The organism is Nocardioides scoriae, assembly GCF_900104965.1.
In the GTDB taxonomy this organism is placed as follows: domain Bacteria; phylum Actinomycetota; class Actinomycetes; order Propionibacteriales; family Nocardioidaceae; genus Marmoricola; species Marmoricola scoriae.
In genome coordinates, this window is record NZ_LT629757.1 from 1923541 (window position 1) to 1942046 (window position 18506).

Annotated in this window: 21 protein-coding genes and 1 tRNA gene; 11 read left to right on the top strand and 11 right to left on the bottom strand. The window is 73.7% G+C overall.

Going from position 1 to position 18506, the window contains the following annotated elements:
- Complete coding sequence (locus tag BLU55_RS09130; RefSeq protein ID WP_231917126.1) at positions 1–612, top strand: 5-formyltetrahydrofolate cyclo-ligase; 612 nt, start codon at positions 1–3, stop codon at positions 610–612.
- On the opposite strand, the gene BLU55_RS09135 is transcribed toward BLU55_RS09130, so the two are convergent.
- The gene (locus BLU55_RS09135; protein ID WP_231917127.1) at positions 586–3186 is read right to left on the bottom strand and encodes a penicillin acylase family protein; all 2601 of its coding nucleotides are present in this window, start codon (positions 3184–3186) and stop codon (positions 586–588) included. The genes BLU55_RS09130 and BLU55_RS09135 overlap by 27 nt on opposite strands.
- Positions 3187–3270: 84 nt before the next feature.
- Here BLU55_RS09135 and BLU55_RS09140 point away from each other — a divergent pair, with 84 nt between their 5' ends.
- From BLU55_RS09140 to BLU55_RS09150, 3 genes are all read left to right on the top strand, one after another.
- The gene (locus tag BLU55_RS09140) at positions 3271–3600 is read left to right on the top strand and encodes an FmdB family zinc ribbon protein (protein ID WP_091728694.1); all 330 of its coding nucleotides are present in this window, start codon (positions 3271–3273) and stop codon (positions 3598–3600) included.
- A 95-nt stretch (positions 3601–3695) separates the two neighbouring features.
- Positions 3696–4337, top strand: a complete 642-nt coding sequence (locus BLU55_RS09145; RefSeq protein ID WP_091728697.1) for an SAF domain-containing protein — start codon at positions 3696–3698, stop codon at positions 4335–4337.
- A 57-nt stretch (positions 4338–4394) separates the two neighbouring features.
- A complete protein-coding gene (locus tag BLU55_RS09150; protein WP_091728701.1) occupies positions 4395–4796 on the top strand; it encodes an MscL family protein in 402 nt (133 codons plus the stop codon).
- A gap of 25 nt (positions 4797–4821) precedes the next feature.
- On the opposite strand, the gene BLU55_RS09155 is transcribed toward BLU55_RS09150, so the two are convergent.
- The 3 genes from BLU55_RS09155 to BLU55_RS09165 form a co-directional block, all read right to left on the bottom strand.
- Positions 4822–5004, bottom strand: coding sequence for a hypothetical protein (locus tag BLU55_RS09155; protein ID WP_091728703.1), 183 nt, complete (start codon positions 5002–5004; stop codon positions 4822–4824).
- A complete protein-coding gene (locus tag BLU55_RS09160) occupies positions 4983–5903 on the bottom strand; it encodes an NAD-dependent epimerase/dehydratase family protein (RefSeq protein WP_172833891.1) in 921 nt (306 codons plus the stop codon). The genes BLU55_RS09155 and BLU55_RS09160 overlap by 22 nt, the downstream gene beginning before the upstream one ends.
- A gap of 151 nt (positions 5904–6054) precedes the next feature.
- On the bottom strand, positions 6055–7269 hold the full coding sequence (locus tag BLU55_RS09165; protein WP_091728709.1) for an LCP family protein: 1215 nt from the start codon (positions 7267–7269) through the stop codon (positions 6055–6057).
- A 131-nt stretch (positions 7270–7400) separates the two neighbouring features.
- On the opposite strand from BLU55_RS09165, the gene BLU55_RS09170 reads away from it, so the two are divergent.
- The 4 genes from BLU55_RS09170 (at position 7401) to efeB (ending at position 10970) form a co-directional block, all read left to right on the top strand.
- A tRNA-Arg gene (locus BLU55_RS09170) sits at positions 7401–7473 on the top strand.
- 135 nt (positions 7474–7608) lie between these two features.
- Positions 7609–8481 carry an iron uptake transporter permease EfeU gene (gene efeU, locus BLU55_RS09175; RefSeq protein WP_091728712.1) on the top strand — a complete coding sequence of 291 codons (873 nt, stop codon included), beginning with the start codon at positions 7609–7611 and terminating at the stop codon, positions 8479–8481.
- Between the two features lie 45 nt (positions 8482–8526).
- Entirely contained in the window at positions 8527–9693 is a 1167-nt protein-coding gene (gene efeO, locus BLU55_RS09180; protein ID WP_091728715.1) for an iron uptake system protein EfeO, read from the top strand.
- Positions 9690–10970 (top strand): iron uptake transporter deferrochelatase/peroxidase subunit, encoded by a 1281-nt coding sequence (efeB, locus tag BLU55_RS09185; RefSeq protein WP_091728718.1) that lies wholly within the window; start codon positions 9690–9692, stop codon positions 10968–10970. The genes efeO and efeB overlap by 4 nt, the downstream gene beginning before the upstream one ends.
- A 91-nt stretch (positions 10971–11061) precedes the next feature.
- Here the strand turns inward: efeB and BLU55_RS09190 are convergent, their stop codons facing one another.
- Complete coding sequence (locus tag BLU55_RS09190) at positions 11062–12240, bottom strand: saccharopine dehydrogenase family protein (protein WP_091728721.1); 1179 nt, start codon at positions 12238–12240, stop codon at positions 11062–11064.
- Positions 12241–12328: 88 nt separating this feature from the next.
- On the opposite strand from BLU55_RS09190, the gene BLU55_RS09195 reads away from it, so the two are divergent.
- On the top strand, positions 12329–12601 hold the full coding sequence (locus BLU55_RS09195) for a DUF2277 domain-containing protein (protein ID WP_091728724.1): 273 nt from the start codon (positions 12329–12331) through the stop codon (positions 12599–12601).
- Complete coding sequence (locus BLU55_RS09200) at positions 12594–13481, top strand: NAD-dependent protein deacetylase (RefSeq protein ID WP_231917128.1); 888 nt, start codon at positions 12594–12596, stop codon at positions 13479–13481. The genes BLU55_RS09195 and BLU55_RS09200 overlap by 8 nt, the downstream gene beginning before the upstream one ends.
- Positions 13482–13493: 12 nt before the next feature.
- On the opposite strand, the gene BLU55_RS09205 is transcribed toward BLU55_RS09200, so the two are convergent.
- Positions 13494–14180: a metal-dependent transcriptional regulator gene (locus BLU55_RS09205; RefSeq protein ID WP_091728727.1), complete on the bottom strand. Its 687-nt coding sequence runs from the start codon at positions 14178–14180 to the stop codon at positions 13494–13496.
- A gap of 105 nt (positions 14181–14285) precedes the next feature.
- Between BLU55_RS09205 and BLU55_RS09210 the strand changes: the two genes are divergently transcribed.
- Positions 14286–14927: a LuxR C-terminal-related transcriptional regulator gene (locus BLU55_RS09210; RefSeq protein WP_172833892.1), complete on the top strand. Its 642-nt coding sequence runs from the start codon at positions 14286–14288 to the stop codon at positions 14925–14927.
- Here the strand turns inward: BLU55_RS09210 and csrA are convergent.
- From csrA to BLU55_RS09235, 5 genes are read right to left on the bottom strand one after another with little or no spacing between them, the layout of a single operon-like run.
- The gene (gene csrA, locus BLU55_RS09215; RefSeq protein ID WP_091728733.1) at positions 14924–15157 is read right to left on the bottom strand and encodes a carbon storage regulator CsrA; all 234 of its coding nucleotides are present in this window, start codon (positions 15155–15157) and stop codon (positions 14924–14926) included. The two genes, BLU55_RS09210 and csrA, sit on opposite strands and share 4 nt — an antisense overlap.
- A 16-nt stretch (positions 15158–15173) precedes the next feature.
- Complete coding sequence (fliW, locus tag BLU55_RS09220; protein WP_091728736.1) at positions 15174–15563, bottom strand: flagellar assembly protein FliW; 390 nt, start codon at positions 15561–15563, stop codon at positions 15174–15176.
- A gap of 38 nt (positions 15564–15601) precedes the next feature.
- Positions 15602–16492 (bottom strand): flagellin N-terminal helical domain-containing protein, encoded by an 891-nt coding sequence (locus BLU55_RS09225; RefSeq protein WP_091728739.1) that lies wholly within the window; start codon positions 16490–16492, stop codon positions 15602–15604.
- Entirely contained in the window at positions 16492–17880 is a 1389-nt protein-coding gene (gene flgK, locus BLU55_RS09230) for a flagellar hook-associated protein FlgK (RefSeq protein ID WP_091728742.1), read from the bottom strand. Before flgK ends, BLU55_RS09225 begins: the two co-directional genes overlap by 1 nt.
- Before the next feature lies 1 nt (position 17881).
- On the bottom strand, positions 17882–18358 hold the full coding sequence (locus tag BLU55_RS09235; RefSeq protein ID WP_091728745.1) for a flagellar protein FlgN: 477 nt from the start codon (positions 18356–18358) through the stop codon (positions 17882–17884).
- Positions 18359–18506: the final 148 nt, after the last annotated feature.

Sequence of the window (18506 nt, forward strand, 5' to 3'; positions counted from 1 at the left end):
GTGCTCGACCACACAGGGACCGTGAAGGCGGCCAAGCTCGCCCTGCGCGACCAGCTGCTCGCCGGGAGGCGCCGGATCGGGCTGCTGGAGCTGGGCGAGCGCGCCCGGGCCAGCGCCGACCACCTCCTCGACCTCCCCGAGGTACGCCGCGCGGCGACCGTCGCGGCGTACGTCTCGGTGGGCCACGAGCCCGGCACCGGTCCCCTGCTCGACCGGCTCCACGACCGCGGGGTCCGGGTGCTGCTGCCCCTGCTGCAGCCCGACGGCGACCTCGACTGGGCGCCGTACGCCGGGTCCGGCGACCTGCGCTCGGCCCGGCGCGGCCTGCTCGAGCCGGGCACCGCCGCCCTGGGGCCGGACGCGGTCGCCGGCGCCGACGTCGTGCTCGTGCCCGGGCTGGCGGTCGGGCGCGACGGCACCCGGATGGGCCGCGGCGGCGGCTCCTACGACCGGGCGCTGGCCCGGGTCCCGGCCGGCACCCTGCGCTGCGTGCTGCTCCACCGCGGCGAGCTGCTCGACGCCGTGCCCGCCGAGCCCCACGACCTGTCCGTCGACGCGGTCGTCACCGACGAGGGCGTGGTGCGGCTACCCCTCGCCGCCGGAGGGGCGTAGCACCAGCCGGTCCGAGGTCGCGGCCTCGACGGCGTCGCGGCTGAACGGCCAGGCCAGCGAGCGGCCCTCGACCAGCAGGTCGACCTGGTCGGTGTAGTGGGAGGACGCCGCGTGGCCCGAGGCGCCGCCCAGGGTCACCCAGCGGGAGTCGTCGAGGTCGGCGAGGTCGACCACCATCCGCATCGACGGCGCGGTGGTGACGTCGTACCCCTCGGCGGCGTCCCACGCGGTCGAGTCCACGCTGGTGCCGCCCCCGCCGACCGCCCACGGCCCGCGGTTGAACAGCCACCGCAGCGGGGCGAAGCCACTCTGGCCGACGGTGGCGTTCTCGAGGTCGAGGCGGTGCAGCCGGCCCCAGCTCCAGTCCTCGGGCCGCACCGACTCGCGGCGGGTGATCTCGTCGCGGGCCGCGCGCAGCGACGCGGCGAGCACCATGTCGCGGTCCTCGATGACGCCCTCCGTGCGGGAGTCGTCCCACCAGGGGCTGTCGGGCTGGCGCAGCAGGTTGGACACCACGGCCACCCAGCGCTGCCCACCGTCGGGCCACTGCGCCTCGGGGAGGTCGTCGTGGAAGGTCTCCTCCAGCACGGTGCGCCAGACCACGTTGAAGTAGGCGGCCGCCGCCGACCCGGCCTCCTGGCGGCCGTCCCAGTCGAGGAGCAGGCGCTGGCCGTCGGCGTCGTACTGCGAGGTCATCAGCTGGCGCATCAGGTAGGGCACCAGCACCGGCGCCATCGGGTGGCGGGTGTCGCGCTGCACCGCCTCGAGGTCGCGGACGTCGAGCCGGGCGTCGTCGGCGAGACGCGCGGTCAGCAGCCGGCGGATCCGCTCGCTGCGGTAGCCGTGGTCGGGCTCGTCGGTCAGCAGGAAGGGGTACGACGGCCCGGTGACCGCCTGGTTGGCCGCCACGACGAACCCCTCGGCGGGGTTGAGCCGGCTCGGCAGCCGGTCGAAGGGGATGGTGCGCCCGGTCCAGTCGTCGGCGGGGTCCCAGCCGGCGGCCGGGTAGCGGCCGTCGCGCCCGCCCTTGCGGATCGGGATCGCGCCCGGCGCCTGGTAGCCGATGTTGCCCTGCCGGTCGGCGTACACCAGGTTCTGGCTCGGCACCGCGAAGGACTCGGCCGCCGCGCGGAACTGCGTCCAGTCGGCGGCCCGGTCGAGGGCGAAGATCGCGTCGGCGGTGGGGCGCGGGGTCAGCGCCGTCCAGGCCAGCGCGACGGCGTACCCGTTGCCGCGCTCGGGGGCCTCCGGCCCGACCTGGGCGTTGGCGCCCACGCTGGACAGCTCGGCCGAGACGTCGGAGAGCAGCGGGCCGTGGCGCGTGGAGCGCACCGTGAACAGCCGGGGCGTGCCGCCCGCCACGCGGATGGTCTCGTCGCGCTCGGTGAGGGGGAGCTGCTGGTCGCCGTACTGGTAGGTGCGGCCCTCGAGCTTCTCGAGGAAGAGGTCGCTCACGTCGGGGTCGAGGTTGGTCAGCCCCCAGGCGATGTCGCGGTTGTGGCCGATCACCACCCCGGGCATGCCGGCGAAGCTGAAGCCCGAGACGTCGAAGGGGCAGCTCTCGTCGACGGTGCGACAGTGCAGCCCCACCTGGGTCCAGACCCCGGGCAGCGAGACCCCGAGGTGGGGGTCGTTGGCCAGCAGCGGCTGGCCGGTCACGGTGTGCTCGCCCGAGAGCACCCAGCTGTCGGAGCCCAGGCCGTCACCTGTGCCGAGCAGGTGAGGAACCTGCTCCAGGCTCGCGGCGACCGCGTCGAGGGCCGCGGCACGGCTCCCGTCGCCCCCGCCGCCGGCTCCGGGGGCCACCCGCGGCGCCGGGCGGGCGGGCGGGACGTCCTCGTCGGGCAGGATCGGCGCCCGGTCGTAGTCGTAGCGCGGCCACAGCTCGTCGACCTGCTCCGGCGTGCGGTTCACGGCCAGGCGGGTGCGGGCGATCTCGTCCTGCATGTTGCCGCGCAGGTCCCACGCCATCGCCTTGAGCCAGGCCAGCGAGTCGATCGGCGTCCACCGCTCGGGCTGGTAGTCGAGCCCGCCCAGCGCCAGCGCGGTGTACTCCGCGGACAGCTGGGTGGTGGGACGGCCGCGCAGCCACGCGTTGACCCCGTCGCTGTAGGACTGCAGGTAGCTGCGGGTGCTGGGCGCCAGCAGGTCGTACTCCTGCGCGGCCACGCGGCGCCAGCCCAGCGTCCGCACCACCAGGTCGGACTCGACCGCCCGCTCCCCCACCAGCTCGGCGAGCCGGCCGGCGGTGACGTGGCGACGCACGTCCATCTCGTAGAACCGGTCCTGCGCCTGCACGAACCCCTGGGCGAGGAAGAGGTCGCCGGGCTCGTCGGCGTACACCTGGGGGACGCCGTGGTCGTCGCGCAGCACCTCGACGTCGGCGGACAGACCGGGCACGGTGAGGGTGCCCTCGGTCTGCGGCAGCGGGCGTCGCAGCATCGCCAGGGTGGCCACCAGGGCGACCACGACGAGCAGCACCAGGGCGGCGACGGCGTACGTCGTGGCGCGTGCCCACCCGGGCCAGCCCCGGAACGTCGCGACGGTGCTGGCCGGGCGGCTCGGGGACGTCACTCGGAGCATTGTGCCGTAGCATCTGGCCGCGACGTCGACGAGTGCCGACCCCTTGTCCGTGTGACTTCCCCGGAGGATCCAGCCGTGCCCACGTACCAGTACTCCTGCACCGAATGCGGCCACTTCTTCGAGGTGGTGCAGAGCTTCTCCGACGACTCCCTGACCGTCTGCCCCGTGTGCGAGGGCAAGCTCCGCAAGGTCTTCAACGCCGTCGGCGTGGTGTTCAAGGGCTCCGGCTTCTACCGCAACGACAGCCGCAGCGAGTCCAAGGGCGGCACCGGGTCGAGCACCCCCTCCAAGCCCGCCGCCCAGGACTCCGGCTCCACGTCGTCCACCTCGTCCTCCTCGGACTCGGGCAGCAGCAGCTCCTCGACCGCCTCGACCTCGAGCAGCAGCGACTCCAAGCCGGCCTGACGCCCCTCGGTCCCTGAGGAAGGACGGAGTCCTGTCTCGAAGGGCCTGTGGACGACGCGACGCACGGATCGCGGCGGCCGCCTAGCGTCGCGGCCATGACCCTCGCCCGCCTGCTCGCTCCCCTGCGCCGGCTCCGCCGGCGGGTCCTGCTGCACCGGCGGTCGCTGGCAGCGCTGTGCGCCGCGGCGGCGGTGCTGGTCGGGTTCGAGGTGGCCTCGCCGCCACCTGCGCCGACCGTGGCGGTGTGGACGGCGGGACGCGCGCTGCCGGGCGGGGTGGTGCTGACCGGGTCGGACCTCGCGCCCCGCGAGCTGCCGCCCGAGGCGGTGCCCGACGACGCGGTCACCGACCCGCGCGAGGTCGTGGGGCGGGTGCTGGCGGCCCCGGTGGCGCGGGGCGAGACGGTCACCACCCTGCGTGTCGTGCGCCGCGGTCTGCTGCGCGGCTACCCCGGGAGCACCGCCGTGCCGCTGCGCGTGACCGACGGCGAGGTCGTCTCGCTGCTGCGCGTCGGCGACCGGGTCAGCTTCGTGGTCGCCGACCCCGACGGCCGGGGCGAGCCGCAGCTGCTCGTCGAGGACGTGCCGGTGGTCGCCGTGCCGCGGGCCTCCGCAGGTCTCGGCGGGGTGGCGGGCGGTTCGGGACGACTGGTGGTGGTCGCCGTGCCCGACGGGGAGGCCGCCGACGTCGCGGCACGCGCGGCGACGTCGATTCTCATCCCCGTCTGGAGGGACTAGCCTCGTGCGCGGGCCGATCCCGCGCCCCCCCGCCCTCGGAACGGAGAGCCCAGCGACATGAACGGCTTCAAGAACTTCATCCTGCGCGGCAACCTGATCGACCTCGCGGTCGCGGTCATCATCGGCTCGGCCTTCGGGGCCGTCGTGACGACGTTCACCAACTGGCTGACGGCCCTGCTGCCCGACACGGCGTCGAAGTACTTCGAGAACACCGCCAACAGCTTCGGCGCCTTCCTCAACGCCGTGATCTCCTTCGTGTTGCTGGCCGCGATCGTCTACTTCTTCGTGGTGCTGCCCTACACCAAGGCGAAGGAGAAGTACTTCCCCGCCGAGGCCCCCGGCACCCCGGCCGACATCGCCCTGCTCGAGGAGATCCGCGACCTGCTGGCCGCCCAGGCCACCGCGGCCGGCGGCTCGACGCGCCCCGGCACCCCTCCCGGCGGCACCAGCTCGGTCTGACCGGCCCGCCCGCGGTCCGGTCGGCTCAGCCCACCGGGCCGTGGTGCGGGGGCACGTCGCGACGCAGCCGGTCCTCGGCGGTCTCGGTGCGCTCCACCTCGACCCGGTCGTCACGGGTCTGCTCGGGCAGCACGTCGCCGAACACCTCGGCCAGCCGGCGGCGTCGCGCCTCGCGCTCCGCGGCGGTCAGTGGCTCGCGCTGGTGCATCGCTGCAGGGCGGCGTCCAACCAGCCCGCGTCGAACTTCGGGCGGTGCGGCTGGTAGCCCGTCATCGAGGCGAAGTGGTCGGAGCACACCCGCAGGGAGCGCGCCTGCGGCTCGAAGCGCGGGCCGATCCACCACCGGCCGACCGGGCCGATGAAGGAGCGGGACTCCACGCCCATCGCGTCGGCGTACCCCTGCACCAGCTCGTGGCGCTGCACCGGCTCGGCCCCGACGTTGTAGACGCCGCTGGGGGCGTGCAGCGCGCAGCGCACGATCTCGCCCAGGTCGTCGGTGTGCACGACGTGCGACCAGCCCTCGGGGTGGCCCATGCCGATGCGGCGTCCGGCCTGCACGGCGCGCAGCCAGTAGCGGGTCTGCGGGTCGTCGCCGACGATCGTGCCGAAGCGCAGCACGACCCCGGTGCGCGAGCCGCAGCTGAAGTCCTGGACCAGCGACTCCCCCACCGCGGCGGGCTCGGTCATGGCCGTGATCTCCAGCGGGCTCTGCTCGGTGATCCAGTCGTCGCCCTGGTCGGCGTAGAGGTAGCTCGCGCCCTCCTGCACCACCCGTCGTACGCCGGCGCGGCGGGCCGCCTCGACCACGTGGCGCACCCCCGCGGTCCGCAGCAGGTCCTGGCGCCGCCAGGCGCTGGCGAGGAAGGCGCTGTGGCCCACGGGCACGTGGCTGGCCAGGTTGACCACCGCGTCGGCCCCGGCGAAGGCGGCCTCGAGGCTGTCGAGGTCGAGCACGTTGCCGCGCACGGAGCGCACGCCCAGCTGGTGGGCGACGGCGTCGGCGCGCGCCGAGCGGGTGACGAGCCGGACGTCGTGCCCGGCCGCCAGCAGCGACGGCACGGCAGCCCGCCCGATCACGCCGGTGCCGCCGGTCAGAACGATCCTCACGGCCGACATGATCCGATAACGATCCGGTGACGGCAACTCGACGCGGCGGTGTCGGGCGAGGCGTTCGTGGGTACTCCCATCCCCTCGAGTGTACGCCGCGCCGGCTCCAGGCCCCCGGGGTCACCCCCGGCGGCGCCTCGTCGGGCGAGGGTCAGGCGCAGAGCCCGGCGTCCTCGGCGGCCTGCTTGCGGGCGGCCTCGGCGGCGGCGCGCGCGGCCGCCTGGTCGGGGGTGGTCGTGGGGCTGGGCGAGGCGGACGCCGAGCCGGACGGCGACGCGGACGGCGAGCCGGAGGCGCCGTCGGTCGGCAGCTCGCCGGGCTTGCGGCCCGGGACGAGCGCGTCGGCGCCGTAGCTGCCCAGCGCCTTGTCGAAGCGGATCTTGCGCCACAGGCCGGTGGCCTCGGGCGCCAGCTGGAGCCGGTTGGGGTCGGGCTGGTACTCCTCGTTGGGCACCGTCACGAAGGCGATGTTGTCCAGGCCGATGTCCTGCAGCGAGGTGCCGAGCGAGACGAGCTCGCGCAGCTTGGCGAAGCCGCGGTCGGTGGTCAGCGAGCTGGTGGCGGCGTCGAGGAAGCGGTAGAGGCGCAGCGGGTTGGCCAGGGTGCCGCGGCTGACGACCTTGGCCACCATGGCGGCGATGAAGGCCTGCTGGCGCTTCATCCGGCCGATGTCGCCGTTCTCCAGTCCGAGGCCGTGGCGCACGCGCACGTAGTCGAGCGCCTGGTTGCCGTTGACCTTGTAGGTGCCCGCCGGCAGGTAGATGTTGCCGATGGTGTCGTTGACCTCGTTGGGCACGCAGACCTTGACCCCGTCGACGGCGTTGACCATGTCCTTGAACCCGGCGAAGTTGATGACGACGAAGTGGTCGATGCGCACCTTGGTGATCGCCTCGACGGTGCGCACGGTGCAGGCGGGGCCGCCGTCGGCGTACGCCTCGTTGAACTGGGTGAGACCCGCGGGGATCGTCTTGCCGTTCTTGCCGGGGCAGGCGGGGCGCTGGACCATCAGGTCGCGCGGCAGGCTGACGCCGTAGGCGCGCCTCCGGTCGGCCGAGAGGTGCAGCAGCATCGTGGTGTCGGACAGCCCGGGCGTCTCGCCGCCGATGTCGGTGCCGCTGCGGTCGTCGGAGCCCATGACCAGGACGTTGAGCGGCTCCTCGGGTCCCTCCACCTCGACCTGCGCCGGGCGGTTGTCGCCGAGGTCGGGCGCGATGGCGTTGATGTTGTTCTCGAGCTTGTTGTAGGTGAAGACGAGGAAGCCGACCACCACCAGCGCCAGCACCAGGAACCCGATGGCGACACGCGTGAGGATGCGACGCCGACGCGAACGACCCTTCTCGGGGCGTACGGTCTCGACGTCGGACACGGGCGTTCCTCCACTGTTCACGGGCAGGCTCCTGCGGGCGGGCGCACCCGGGGCCGGGTCATTCTGGCACGCGCACCTGTGCCGCGCCTGAAGATCGCGCCAGGACGCCTCCGTGACAAGATGCCGCGGACGCCCCAGTAGCTCAGTGGATAGAGCAGCCGCCTCCTAAGCGAAAGGTCGCCAGTTCGACTCTGGCCTGGGGCACGCGCGATCCCCTCCGGCGCTTCTCGCAGGCGTCCCGCCCGCGGCGTGAGGTGCGGCACGGTGGACCGGCGTTGCGTGGCACGACCCGGCCCGGCTACCTTGATTAGGCAAGCCTTACCTGTCAGGAGCCGCGCTATGACGTCCTTCCCCCTCGGCAACTACCTCATCGGCCTCCGCGAAGGCCTCGAGGCGAGTCTCGTCGTGGTCATCCTGGTCGCCTACCTCGTCAAGTCCGGCCGGTCCCACCTGCTGCCGCGGATCTGGGCCGGCGTCGGCGCCGCCGTCGCCCTGTCGTTCGGGTTCGGCGCGCTGCTCACCTTCGGTCCCCGCCGCCTCACCTTCGAGGCCCAGGAGGCGCTCGGCGGGATCCTGTCGATCGTCGCCGTCGGCTTCGTGACCTGGATGGTCTTCTGGATGGCGCGCCACTCGCGCGAGATGAGCGGCGAGCTCAGGGGCAAGATCGACCACGCCGCCTCGGCCGGCCGTGCCAGCCTCGCCGTCGTGGCCTTCTTCGCCGTCGGCCGCGAGGGCCTCGAGACGGCGCTGTTCCTCTGGTCCGCGACCCAGGCCACCGGCTCGGGCGGGTCCCAGCTGGTGCCGCTGCTCGGCGCCCTCGGCGGCATCCTCACCGCCGTCGCGATGGGCTTCGCCTTCTACAAGGGCGTGCTGAGGATCAACCTGTCGCGCTTCTTCACCTGGACCGGCGCGATCCTCATCGTCGTCGCGGCCGGCGTGCTGGCGTACGGCGTCCACGACCTGCAGGAGGCCGGGATCCTGCCTGGGCTCAACACCTTGGCCTTCGACGTCAGCGACGCGATCCCGCCCGCCTCCCTGCTCGGCACGATCCTCAAGGGCACCCTCAACTTCTCCCCCGCCACGACCTGGCTCGAGGCGGTCGTCTGGGTGGCGTACGTCGTCCCGACGATGGCCTTCTTCCTGCACCGCGTGCGCACCCCCGCCGCGCCCCGCCGCACCGCCCCGCGCGCGGCCAGCCCCGCCGGCGTCTGACGCCGTCCCCTCCCCTTCCCCGCCCAGACAAAGGATCCCCACCCCGTGAAGCACGTCCTCGTGGCCGCCTGCGCCGGAGCCCTCCTGCTCGGCACGTCCGCCTGCTCGCTCACCGAGTCCAACGACCAGGCCGCGGCGGCCGGCGACGGCACCATCACGGTCGACTCCTCGGCCGACGCGTGCGACCTGACCAGCACGAAGGCGCCCTCGGGCAACCTGGTCTTCAACGTCAAGAACACCGGCGACGAGGTCACGGAGTTCTACTTCTACGCCGAGGACGGCCTGCGCATCGTCGGCGAGATCGAGAACGTCGGCCCCGGGCTGTCGCGCGACCTCGTCGTCCGCGCCGCCCCCGGCACCTACGTCGCCTCCTGCCGCCCCGGCATGAGCGGCAAGGGCCTGCGCTCGGAGTTCACCGTCACCGACTCCGGCGCGGACACCAAGATCACCGGCGTCGACCAGGCCGACATCGACCAGGCGACCACCCAGTACGCCGCCTACGTCAAGGACCAGGCCTCGCAGCTGGTCGACCAGACCACCGCCTTCGTCACGGCGTACGCCGCGGGCGACGACGCCAAGGCCCGCGCGCTCTACCCCGTGGCCCGCACCTACTGGGAGCGGATCGAGACCGTGGCCGAGTCCTTCGGCGACCTCGACCCGAAGATGGACCTGCGCGAGGCCGACCTGGCGCCGGGCCAGAAGTGGACCGGCTGGCACCGGATCGAGAAGGACCTGTGGCCGCCGGCCAGCGGCTACACCCCGCTGAGCAAGGCCGAGCGGACGACGTACGGCCAGGACCTGCTGGCCAACACCAAGGTCCTCGACGAGCGCGTGCAGGACCTCGACTACACCGTCGACCAGATCGGCAACGGCTCCAAGGGCCTGCTCGACGAGGTCGCCAGCGGCAAGATCACCGGCGAGGAGGACATCTGGTCGCACACCGACCTCTTTGACTTCCAGGCCAACGTCGACGGCGCGCGGGTGGCCTACGAGGGCCTCCAGCCGCTGCTCGACGTGAAGGACCCCGCGCTGTCGCAGAAGATCAAGACCGCCTTCGACGCGCTCCAGGCCGAGCTCGACACCTTCCGCCAGGGCAAGGACGGCTTCGTGTCCTACGACACCGTGACCGACCCGGAGCGCAAGAAGCTCTCCGACCTGGTCAACGCGCTGGCCGAGCCGCTCTCGAAGCTCACCGGGGCCATCACCCTGTGAGCGAGACCCCGACCTCCGCCACCTCGGCCGTCAGCCGGCGCCGCCTCCTCGGCGTCGCCGGCGCCGGCGCGCTCGCCGTCGGCGCGGCAGGCGTGGGCGGCTACGCCTACGGCCACACCGAGGACGACCCGGGCCGCGAGGGCCAGGCGACGTACCCCTTCGCGGGGCGGCACCAGGCCGGCATCGTCACGCCCGCGCAGGACCGGCTCCACTTCGCCTCCTTCGACGTCACCACCGAGTCGCGCGACGACCTGGTGCTGCTGCTGCGCGCCTGGACCGCGGCCGCGCGGGCGATGACGTCGGGGCTGCCCGTCGGCGAGGGCGTCGCGACGTCGTACGACGCGCCGCCGGACGACACCGGCGAGGCCCTCGACCTCGACGCCTCGGGCCTGACCCTCACCTTCGGCTTCGGCCCCTCGCTCTTCGAGCGCAACGGCAAGCCGCGCTTCGGGCTGGGCGGCAAGCAGCCGAAGGCGCTGCGCGAGCTGCCCCACTTCCCCGCCGACCAGCTCGACCCGGCCCGCAGCAACGGCGACCTGTGCGTGCAGGCCTGCGCCCACGACCCGCAGGTGGCCGTGCACGCGATCCGCAACCTGTCGCGCATCGGGTTCGGCACGGTCGCGCTGCGCTGGGCCCAGCTCGGCTTCGGCCGCACCTCCTCCACCTCGACCAGCCAGGTCACGCCGCGCAACCTGTTCGGCTTCAAGGACGGCACCGCCAACCTCAAGTCCGAGGACCGCGCGGGCATCGCCGACTTCGTGTGGGTCGGCGAGGGCGACGACGCCGGGGCCGACTGGCTGGCGGGCGGCAGCTACCTGGTCGCGCGCCGCATCAACATGCAGATCGAGACCTGGGACCGCACCAGCCTGCGCGAGCAGGAGACGCTGGTCGGTCGCGACCGGGAGCAGGGCGCCCCGCTCTCGGGCGGCACGGAGTTCAGCGAGCCCGACTTCGAGCTCCAGGGCCGCGAGGGCCCGCTGGTGGCGATGGACTCCCACGTCCGCCTCGCCCACCCCACGCAGAACGGCGGCGTGAAGATGCTGCGTCGCGGCTACAACTTCACCGACGGCAGCAACGCGCTCGGCCGGCTCGACGCGGGCCTGTTCTTCGTGGCCTTCGTGCGCGACCCCGACCAGCACTACATCCCGATGCAGACCAGGCTCTCGGGCCAGGACGGCCTCATGGAGTACCTCCAGCACACCGGCTCGGGCCTGTTCGCCGTACCACCCGGCGTACGCACCAAGACCGGGTTCATCGGGGACACCCTGTTCGTCTGAGGCGTCCGGGACGGATAGTCCGAGACGTTCGGCAGGTGGTTCGTCCCTTTCGGCATGCCGAACGTCTCGGACTACCCGACCACCGGCGCCCTCAGACCACCTCGAACCTCATCCCCGCCGCCTCGAGGCGGGGCAGCAGGTGCGCGGCCATCGCCTCGGCCGTGGTGACCTGGCCGGAGGTCTCCGGGTTGTCGTCGAGCAGCAGGCACAGCGCCGACTCGGCGAGCATCTTGGCCGTCTCGGTGTAGCCCGGGTCGCCGCCCGAGACCCGGGTGCGGACGGTGCGCCCGGCGCTCTCGCCGACGAAGTCGACGGTGAACCACGACGTCGCGCGGCGCGACTCCGAGGGACCCTGGCCCTGCGGCACCCGCTTCTCCAGCACCGAGCGCAGCGGCGGCACCTGCACCGCGGCGACGAGCGCGCCCAGGCCGACCACCGCACCGGCGGTGTAGCGCAGCGTCTTCAGGCCGGCATAGTGGCTGTAGCGGAAGTCCGGGCCGTACGCCGCCAGCGCGGCCCCCGACCGGGCCACGACGAACGGGTCGATGGTCGGCAGGGGCAGCAGCCACAGGCCGAGCACGGAGTCGCGGTGCGGCTTGCCCGCGACGGCCCGCGAGCTGCGTCCCTCGGGCCGGCCCTGCTTGGCCCGGCGCGCCTTGCCGGCCTCGCGCATCTGCTTGGCCCGGCTCATCGCGCCCAGCGCGGAGTGGAAGGTGCCGCCGGAGAAGGTGCCGACCGAGCGGACCACGCCGCGCAGCCGGATCGGCTCGGTCTCGCCGAGCTGCTGCACCGTGAACCACGCGCCGAGGTCGTGCGGGATCGAGTCGAAGCCGCAGGCGTGGACCAGGCGGGCTCCGGAGGCGACGGCGGCGTCGTGGTGGTCGAGGTACATCTGGTCGACGAACTCCGGCTCGCCGGTCAGGTCGACGTAGTCGGTGCCCTCGGCCGCGCACGCCGCCACCAGCGGGGCGCCGTGGGCCAGGTAGGGACCGACGGTCGTGATGACGAGCCGGGTCGAGCGGGCGAGCGCGCGCAGCGAGCCCTCGTCGCCGCTGTCGGCCTGGAGCAGCGGCAGCTCGGCCAGCGCTGGGTCGATCGCGGCCAGCCGGTCGCGCACGGCCTCGAGCTTGGCGCGGTTGCGCCCGGCCAGCGCCCAGCGCAGGTCCGCCGGGGCGTGCTCGGCCAGGTAGGCGGCGGTCAGCTCGCCCGTGAAGCCGGTGGCGCCGAGCAGCACCAGGTCGTGGTCGCGGGTGGGGCGAGCGTCGGGCACGGGGCCTCCTGGGTCGGCTGGCGGGGCGGCTCATCCTGCCCCATGGCGGGCCCATGACGGGCGCCGGCCCGCGACGTACCCTCGGGGCATGTGCCGCAACATCCGCACCCTGCACAACTTCGAGCCGCCGGCCACCCGTGACGAGGTGAGGGCCGCCGCCGTGCAGTACGTCCGCAAGATCAGCGGCTCGGCGCGGCCCTCGCAGGCCAACGCCGACGCCTTCGAGCAGGCCGTGGCCGAGGTCGAGGCCGCCACCCACCGGCTGCTCGACGGGTTGACCACGACCGCACCGCCCAAGGACCGCGACGTGGAGGCCGCCAAGGCCCGCCGCCGTGCCGAGGTGCGCTACGCCCGTGGCTGAGCCGGCCGCCCCCTCGGTGGCGGTGGTCCCGCCCGGCACGGCGACCGGCGCGGCGACGGGCCCCACCCCGGAGCTGCTCGACCTGCTCGGTGCCCGGACGGCGGTGCTGACCGGCGCCGGGCTCTCGACCGACTCCGGCATCCCCGACTACCGCGGCCCCGGGGCGCCGGTGCGGCGCCCGATGACCTACCAGGAGTTCGTCGCCGACGACGCCGGGCGGCAGCGCTACTGGGCCCGCGCCCACGTGGGCTGGTCGCGGATGCGCGAGGCCGAGCCCAACGCGGGCCACCGGGCGCTGGCCCGGCTCGAGCGTCTCGGCCAGGTGTCGTTCCTCATCACCCAGAACGTCGACGGCCTGCACGAGCGCGCCGGCCACCAGGCCCTGGTCGCCCTGCACGGGCGCATCAGCGAGGTCGTCTGCCTCGACTGCCGGCTCACGGTCCCCCGCCAGCAGGTGCAGCGCCGACTGGCCGAGCTCAACCCCGGCTGGCTCGAGACGTACGCCGCGGCGCCGGTCCGCCCCGACGGCGACGTCGACCTCGAGGACACCGGTCGGTTCGTCGTACCCCCCTGCGAGGCGTGCGGCGGCCGCCTCAAGCCCGACGTCGTGTTCTTCGGCGAGAACGTGCCCAAGGACCGGGTGGCCCGCTGCTACGACGCGGTCGACGCCGCCGACGCGCTGCTGGTCGCCGGGTCGTCGCTGACGGTGATGTCCGGCCTGCGCTTCGTGCGGCACGCGGCGAAGACCGGCACGCCGGTGGTGCTGGTCAACCGCGGCGCGACCCGCGGCGACGACCTGGTGACCGCGAAGCTCGACACCGGCTGCGGCCCGTGGCTGAGCGCCCTGGCCGACGCGGTCGAGGGTCGCCGCGCCGGGTGAGCGGGACGCGGGTCAGGCGGGGGTGACGAAGATGTGCTCGGCGGCCTCGGGCACGATCTCGGCCGTCTCGCCCGAGCTGCCCAGCAGCACGCCCTCGGCGGTGGCCACGGCGGCCACCACGGCCCCCGGGATGGCGCCCGCACGCCGCAGCGCCCCCATGAGGGCCTCGTCCTTCTGCATCTCCTCGCTGATGCGCCGCACCTGGACGCGGCGCGACTCGGGGCCGACCACGCTGGTGAGCGGCTCCACCCCGTCGCGGAAGTGCTCGCCCTCGTCGGCCTGCCCCAGCTCGGTCAGGCCGGGGATCGGGTTGCCGTAGGGCGACTCGGTGGGGTGGTCGAGCAGCTCGAGCAGCCGCCGCTCGACGGTCTCGCTCATCACGTGCTCCCAGCGGCACGCCTCCTCGTGCACCAGCTCCCAGTCGAGGCCGATGACGTCGGTGAGCAGCCGCTCGGCGAGACGGTGCTTGCGCATCACGCGGGTGGCGAGGTGGTGGCCCTCGTCGGTGAGCTGGAGGTGGCGGTCACCCTCGACGGTCAGCAGGCCGTCGCGCTGCATCCGCGCGACCGTCTGGCTCACGGTGGGGCCGCTCTGGTGCAGCCGCTCGGCGATGCGGGCGCGCAGCGGCACGATGCCCTCCTCCACGAGCTCGTAGATGGTGCGGAGGTACATCTCCGTGGTGTCGATGAGATCGCTCACCGGGTCATTCTCGCATCGCCCGCCAGGGGCCCGATCCACCGGTTGGCCCACATCGTGGACTTGGGACGATAAGGTCATTCCGTGCACACGACTCGGATTCGCGTGGTGCTCCACGACGCTCACGACATCTTCCGTCGTGGGGTCGCTGCCGTCCTGCTCGACGACCCCTCCACGGACCTGGTCCGCGAGACCTCGTCGTTCGCGGAGCTGGCCGAGCTGCCGGACGACGTGCACGCCCACGTCGCGCTGGTCGGCGTGCGCGCCTTCGAGCTCGACGAGCTCGAGGTGCTCTCCCGGCTGCGGGTCCGCCACCCGTGGCTGCGGGTGCTGGTGATGACCACCGAGGAGAGCCCCGAGGTGCTCGAGAGCTCGCGGGTCGCGGGCGCCGACGCCCTCATCTCCAAGAGCGTCTCGGCCGAGCACCTGATCGCGGCCGCGCGCTCCATGGTCGACGGGCGTCCCCCCGCCGACCCCGAGCACCGGGTGCGGATCGTGGCGCAGGCGACGGGGGCCGAGGTCGAGGCCCGTGCCGCTGCCGAGCCGGGGCCGCGCCTGACCCGCCAGGAGCAGCGGATCCTGGAGCTCCTCGCCCGCGGGCTGACCAACCGCCAGATCGCGGAGACGCTGACGCTGCAGGAGAAGACCGTGCGCAACCACGTCACGGCCGTCCTGGCCAAGCTGGGCGTCGAGCGCCGCACGCAGGCCGCGCTGCTGGCCGTGCGCACCGGTCTGACGACCGTCGACTAGCGGCGCTCGCCCAGGTCCCTGGCCAGCTGCGAGACGACGTCCTCCGAGGGGGACGCGGACTCCCGGTTGCTCTGCTCCAGCTGCACCAGCAGCTCGGAGCGGTGGACGGCGATGGATCGGGGCGCGTCGACGCCCAGGCGGATGACGTCACCGCGGACCTCCAGCACGGTCACCACGATGCCGTCGCCGATGGTGACGCTCTCGCCGGGGCGGCGGCTCAGGACCAGCATGGGACCAGGCTAGCGGTCAGGCCGGCACCAGCGGCGCAGCGATGGTCAACGAGGGGTCGTCGAGGATCACCTGGCGGGCCCGCCGGGTGCGGGTGTTGAGCACCACGGGCGCCACCAGGTTGGCGCTGGACTCGGCCAGGCTGCGTCCGGCGTTGACCACCACGAGCAGCAGCACCTCCTCCACCTGGGTGATGTCGAGCTCGGAGACGGTGCTGTCGTCGATCTCGGGCTCGTAGCCCGGGAAGAAGGCGTGCGGCGCGGTCACGAGGAACCGCACCTGGGGCTCCTCGAGGGAGCGCAGGGCGCACAGCACCCCGGCCTCGTCGAGCTCGACGAGGGCGAAGTCGTGCAGCTGCGGGAACCCCAGCATGGGCTCGACGAACTCGATGACCGGCAGGTCGCTCATGCTGCTCCTCGAACGCAGGGACGGTGGCGCGGTGATCGTCACCGCAGGTAGTCCATCAGACTGGGCTGCAGGACACGAGCCGTGGCGCCCAGCGCCGCCTGGTACGCGGCCTCCTGGAGCTTGAGGTCGATGATCGTCTCGGGCAGGTCGGCGTCCTCGACCGAGGAGAGCGACGACCGCAGGTCCAGCTCGCGGGCCGCGGTGGCCGACACGGCGGCCTCGACGCGGGCCTGGCGGGTGCCCATCTCGGCGCGCGAGGTGGTGACCTGCTCGAGGTCCCGGTTGAGGGCACCGATGCCGGTGCGCACCCCCGCCTCGTCGCCGGCCCGCAGGGCCGTCGAGAGGGCCGTGAGGTGGTCGAAGACCGTGTTGCCCGCGGCACCGAAGACGCTGGCGCCGTCGACGTCGACGCGGACCTGCTCCTGGGGCCCGACCGTGCGCAGGACCGCTCCCCCGTCACCGACGTAGCTCCCGTCCTGGGCGTACGCCGCCTCGCCCGCCGTCGTGCCCCCGAAGACCGGGCGGCCGAGCAGCGTGGTGTTGGCCGTGGCGAGCAGCGAGGACCGGAGCCCGTCGACCGTGCTGGCGAGCGCGTCGCGCGCCGCCTGGCCCATGGCCGCCGAGCTCCCGCCCTGGAGCGCGACGTCGCGGGCCTGGCGGGTCTGCTCGGTGACCGACGCCAGGGCGGCGTCGACGGTGCCCATCCAGCCCTGCGCGTCCTGGGCGTTGCGCTGGTGCTGCTGGTTCATCGCGACAGCATCGCGCAGCCGCAGCGACGTGGTGGTGTCGACCGGCGAGTCGGAGGGGCGGTTGAGGACCCGACCGGTGGTGAGGCGCTCCTGGAGGCGGGCCAGCTTGACCAGGCCGTCCTGGGAGGCGGCGAGCGAGAGCCGGCCGACCATCCCCTCGGTGACGCGGGTGAGTGCCATCAGCGCACCAGCCCGGTGCGGTTGATGAGCGTGTCGAGCATCGAGTCGACCGCGGTCATCACCCGCGATGCCGCCTCGAAGGCCCGTTGGGCCGAGACCATGGCCACCATCTCCTCGTCGGTGCTGACTCCTGCCAGCTGGTCGTGGGCCGTGTCGGCCTGGCCGGTCACGACCTTCTGCACGGTGGCGCGACGCCCGGCGTCGGCCACGGTCGTCCCGAACCCGCTGAGCACGCGGGAGTACTCCGCCGACACCCCGGTCCGGGCGAGGGCCTCGCCGTTGCCGGTCCCGAGCCCGCCGCCCGGCACCGCGGAGACCGCGAGCTTGCGGCCGTCGGTGACGGCCACGGCGAAGCTGCCCAGGACGTCGGCCGGGTCGTAGGTGAAGACGTCGCCGCCGGCGTTGCCATCGGCGTCGAAGCCCTGGCGGTGCTGGGCGTTGACCTTGTCGGCGAGCGAGGACACCAGGCGCGAGAGGTCGGCCAGGTAGTCGGGCACGGCGTGGTCGAGCACGTCGGTGATGCCGCCCACCTCGCCCCCGAGGGGGCCGGTCGCGGTGGTGGCGCCCGCCAGGGTGACGGCCAGCGCGACGGGACGACCGTCGGCGTCCCCGGCGGGGGTGATGCCGGCGGTGACCGCGAGCGTGCCGGCCCTGGCGCCGGCGACCCAGGGGGTGCCGCCGACGGAGACCTGCGCCGTGCCGTCGAGGGCGATGGTGGTGCTGGCCCCGGTCAGCTCGGCGAGCCGGCGGGCGAACCCGTCGCGGGCGTCGAGCAGGGAGTTGACGTCGGTGCCGGCGAGGTGGCCGGCCGCGATCGCCTCGTTGGTCTGGGCCAGGTTGGCCGCGACGCCGTTGGCCTCGACGAGGTCGCCCTGGAGCCGCACCCGCTGGTCGGCCGCCTCGTCGCCGAAGGCCGCGACCTGCCCGGCCACGCCGCGCACCACGGCCTCGGCGCGCTGCAGCACCTGGCTGCGCGCCGAGCTCGAGGTCGGCGAGGTGGAGACCTCCTGCCAGGAGGCCTGGAGCGCGGTGAGCGCGGCGGCGAGGCCGTTCTCCCCCGGCTCGGCCAGGCCGCCCTCGATGCGCCCGAGGCTCCGGCTGCGGACGTCGAGGTAGCTCTGGGTGCCGTGCTCGCGGCGGACCCGGGCGGTGAGCAGCTCGTCGGTCATCCGCTGGACGCCGTCGACACGCACCCCCTCCCCCTGGCCGTCGTAGCGCGACCACAGGGCCGGGACCGCCGGCGCGCCCACGGAGGACGTCTCGAGGCGGCGGCGCACGTAGCCCTCGGTGCCGGCGTTGGCGACGTTGTTGGCCGCCACGTCCAGCGCGGCCCGGCTGGCGCGCAGGCCGCTCATGGCGGTCCCGAGGGTGCTGAAGCCGGTCCCCACGTCAGAGGCTCCGGTCCACGAGGGAGCTGGAGGCGCCCGCGGCGACGGCCGCGCCGTCGGCGGCGTACCCGGTGACGGCGCTCTCAAAGCTGAGCAGGGTCTCGCGCGCCGAGCGCAGCCCGGCGGTGAGCAGCTCGCGGTTGGTCTGCGCCAGGGCAGCGATCTCGGCCCCGAGGGCCTGGAACACGGTCCGGTGGTCGTCGAGGATGGAGCTCCACGGCTCCTGGGCCGCGGCGGCGAGGTCGCGCAGGCTCGCGTCGGGGGGCAGGCCCACGCTCTCGGCGGCCTCGTCCGAGACGACGGCGCGCAGGACCTCGGTCTCGCGCAGCAGGCCGAGCACCATCTCGACCTCCTCGGCCGAGCGTGCCAACCACCGGGTGCGGCCGGAGCTGACGACGAGCTGTTCGACCTCGAGCTTGAACAGCAACGACTCCATGAGCTCCCGCTCGCGCCACAGGATCTGCGACAGCTTGTCCACCGGGCACCTCCACGAACGCACGACCTTCGTGCTTCCCTACCCATCGGCCACCCCCGCGGGGACGTGAGGGGAAATCTCGCGACAAGAAAGTTCGACGCGACACGCCGCTGGTCTAGTCCGTTCCAGCCGGGGCGGTCTAGGTCAAATG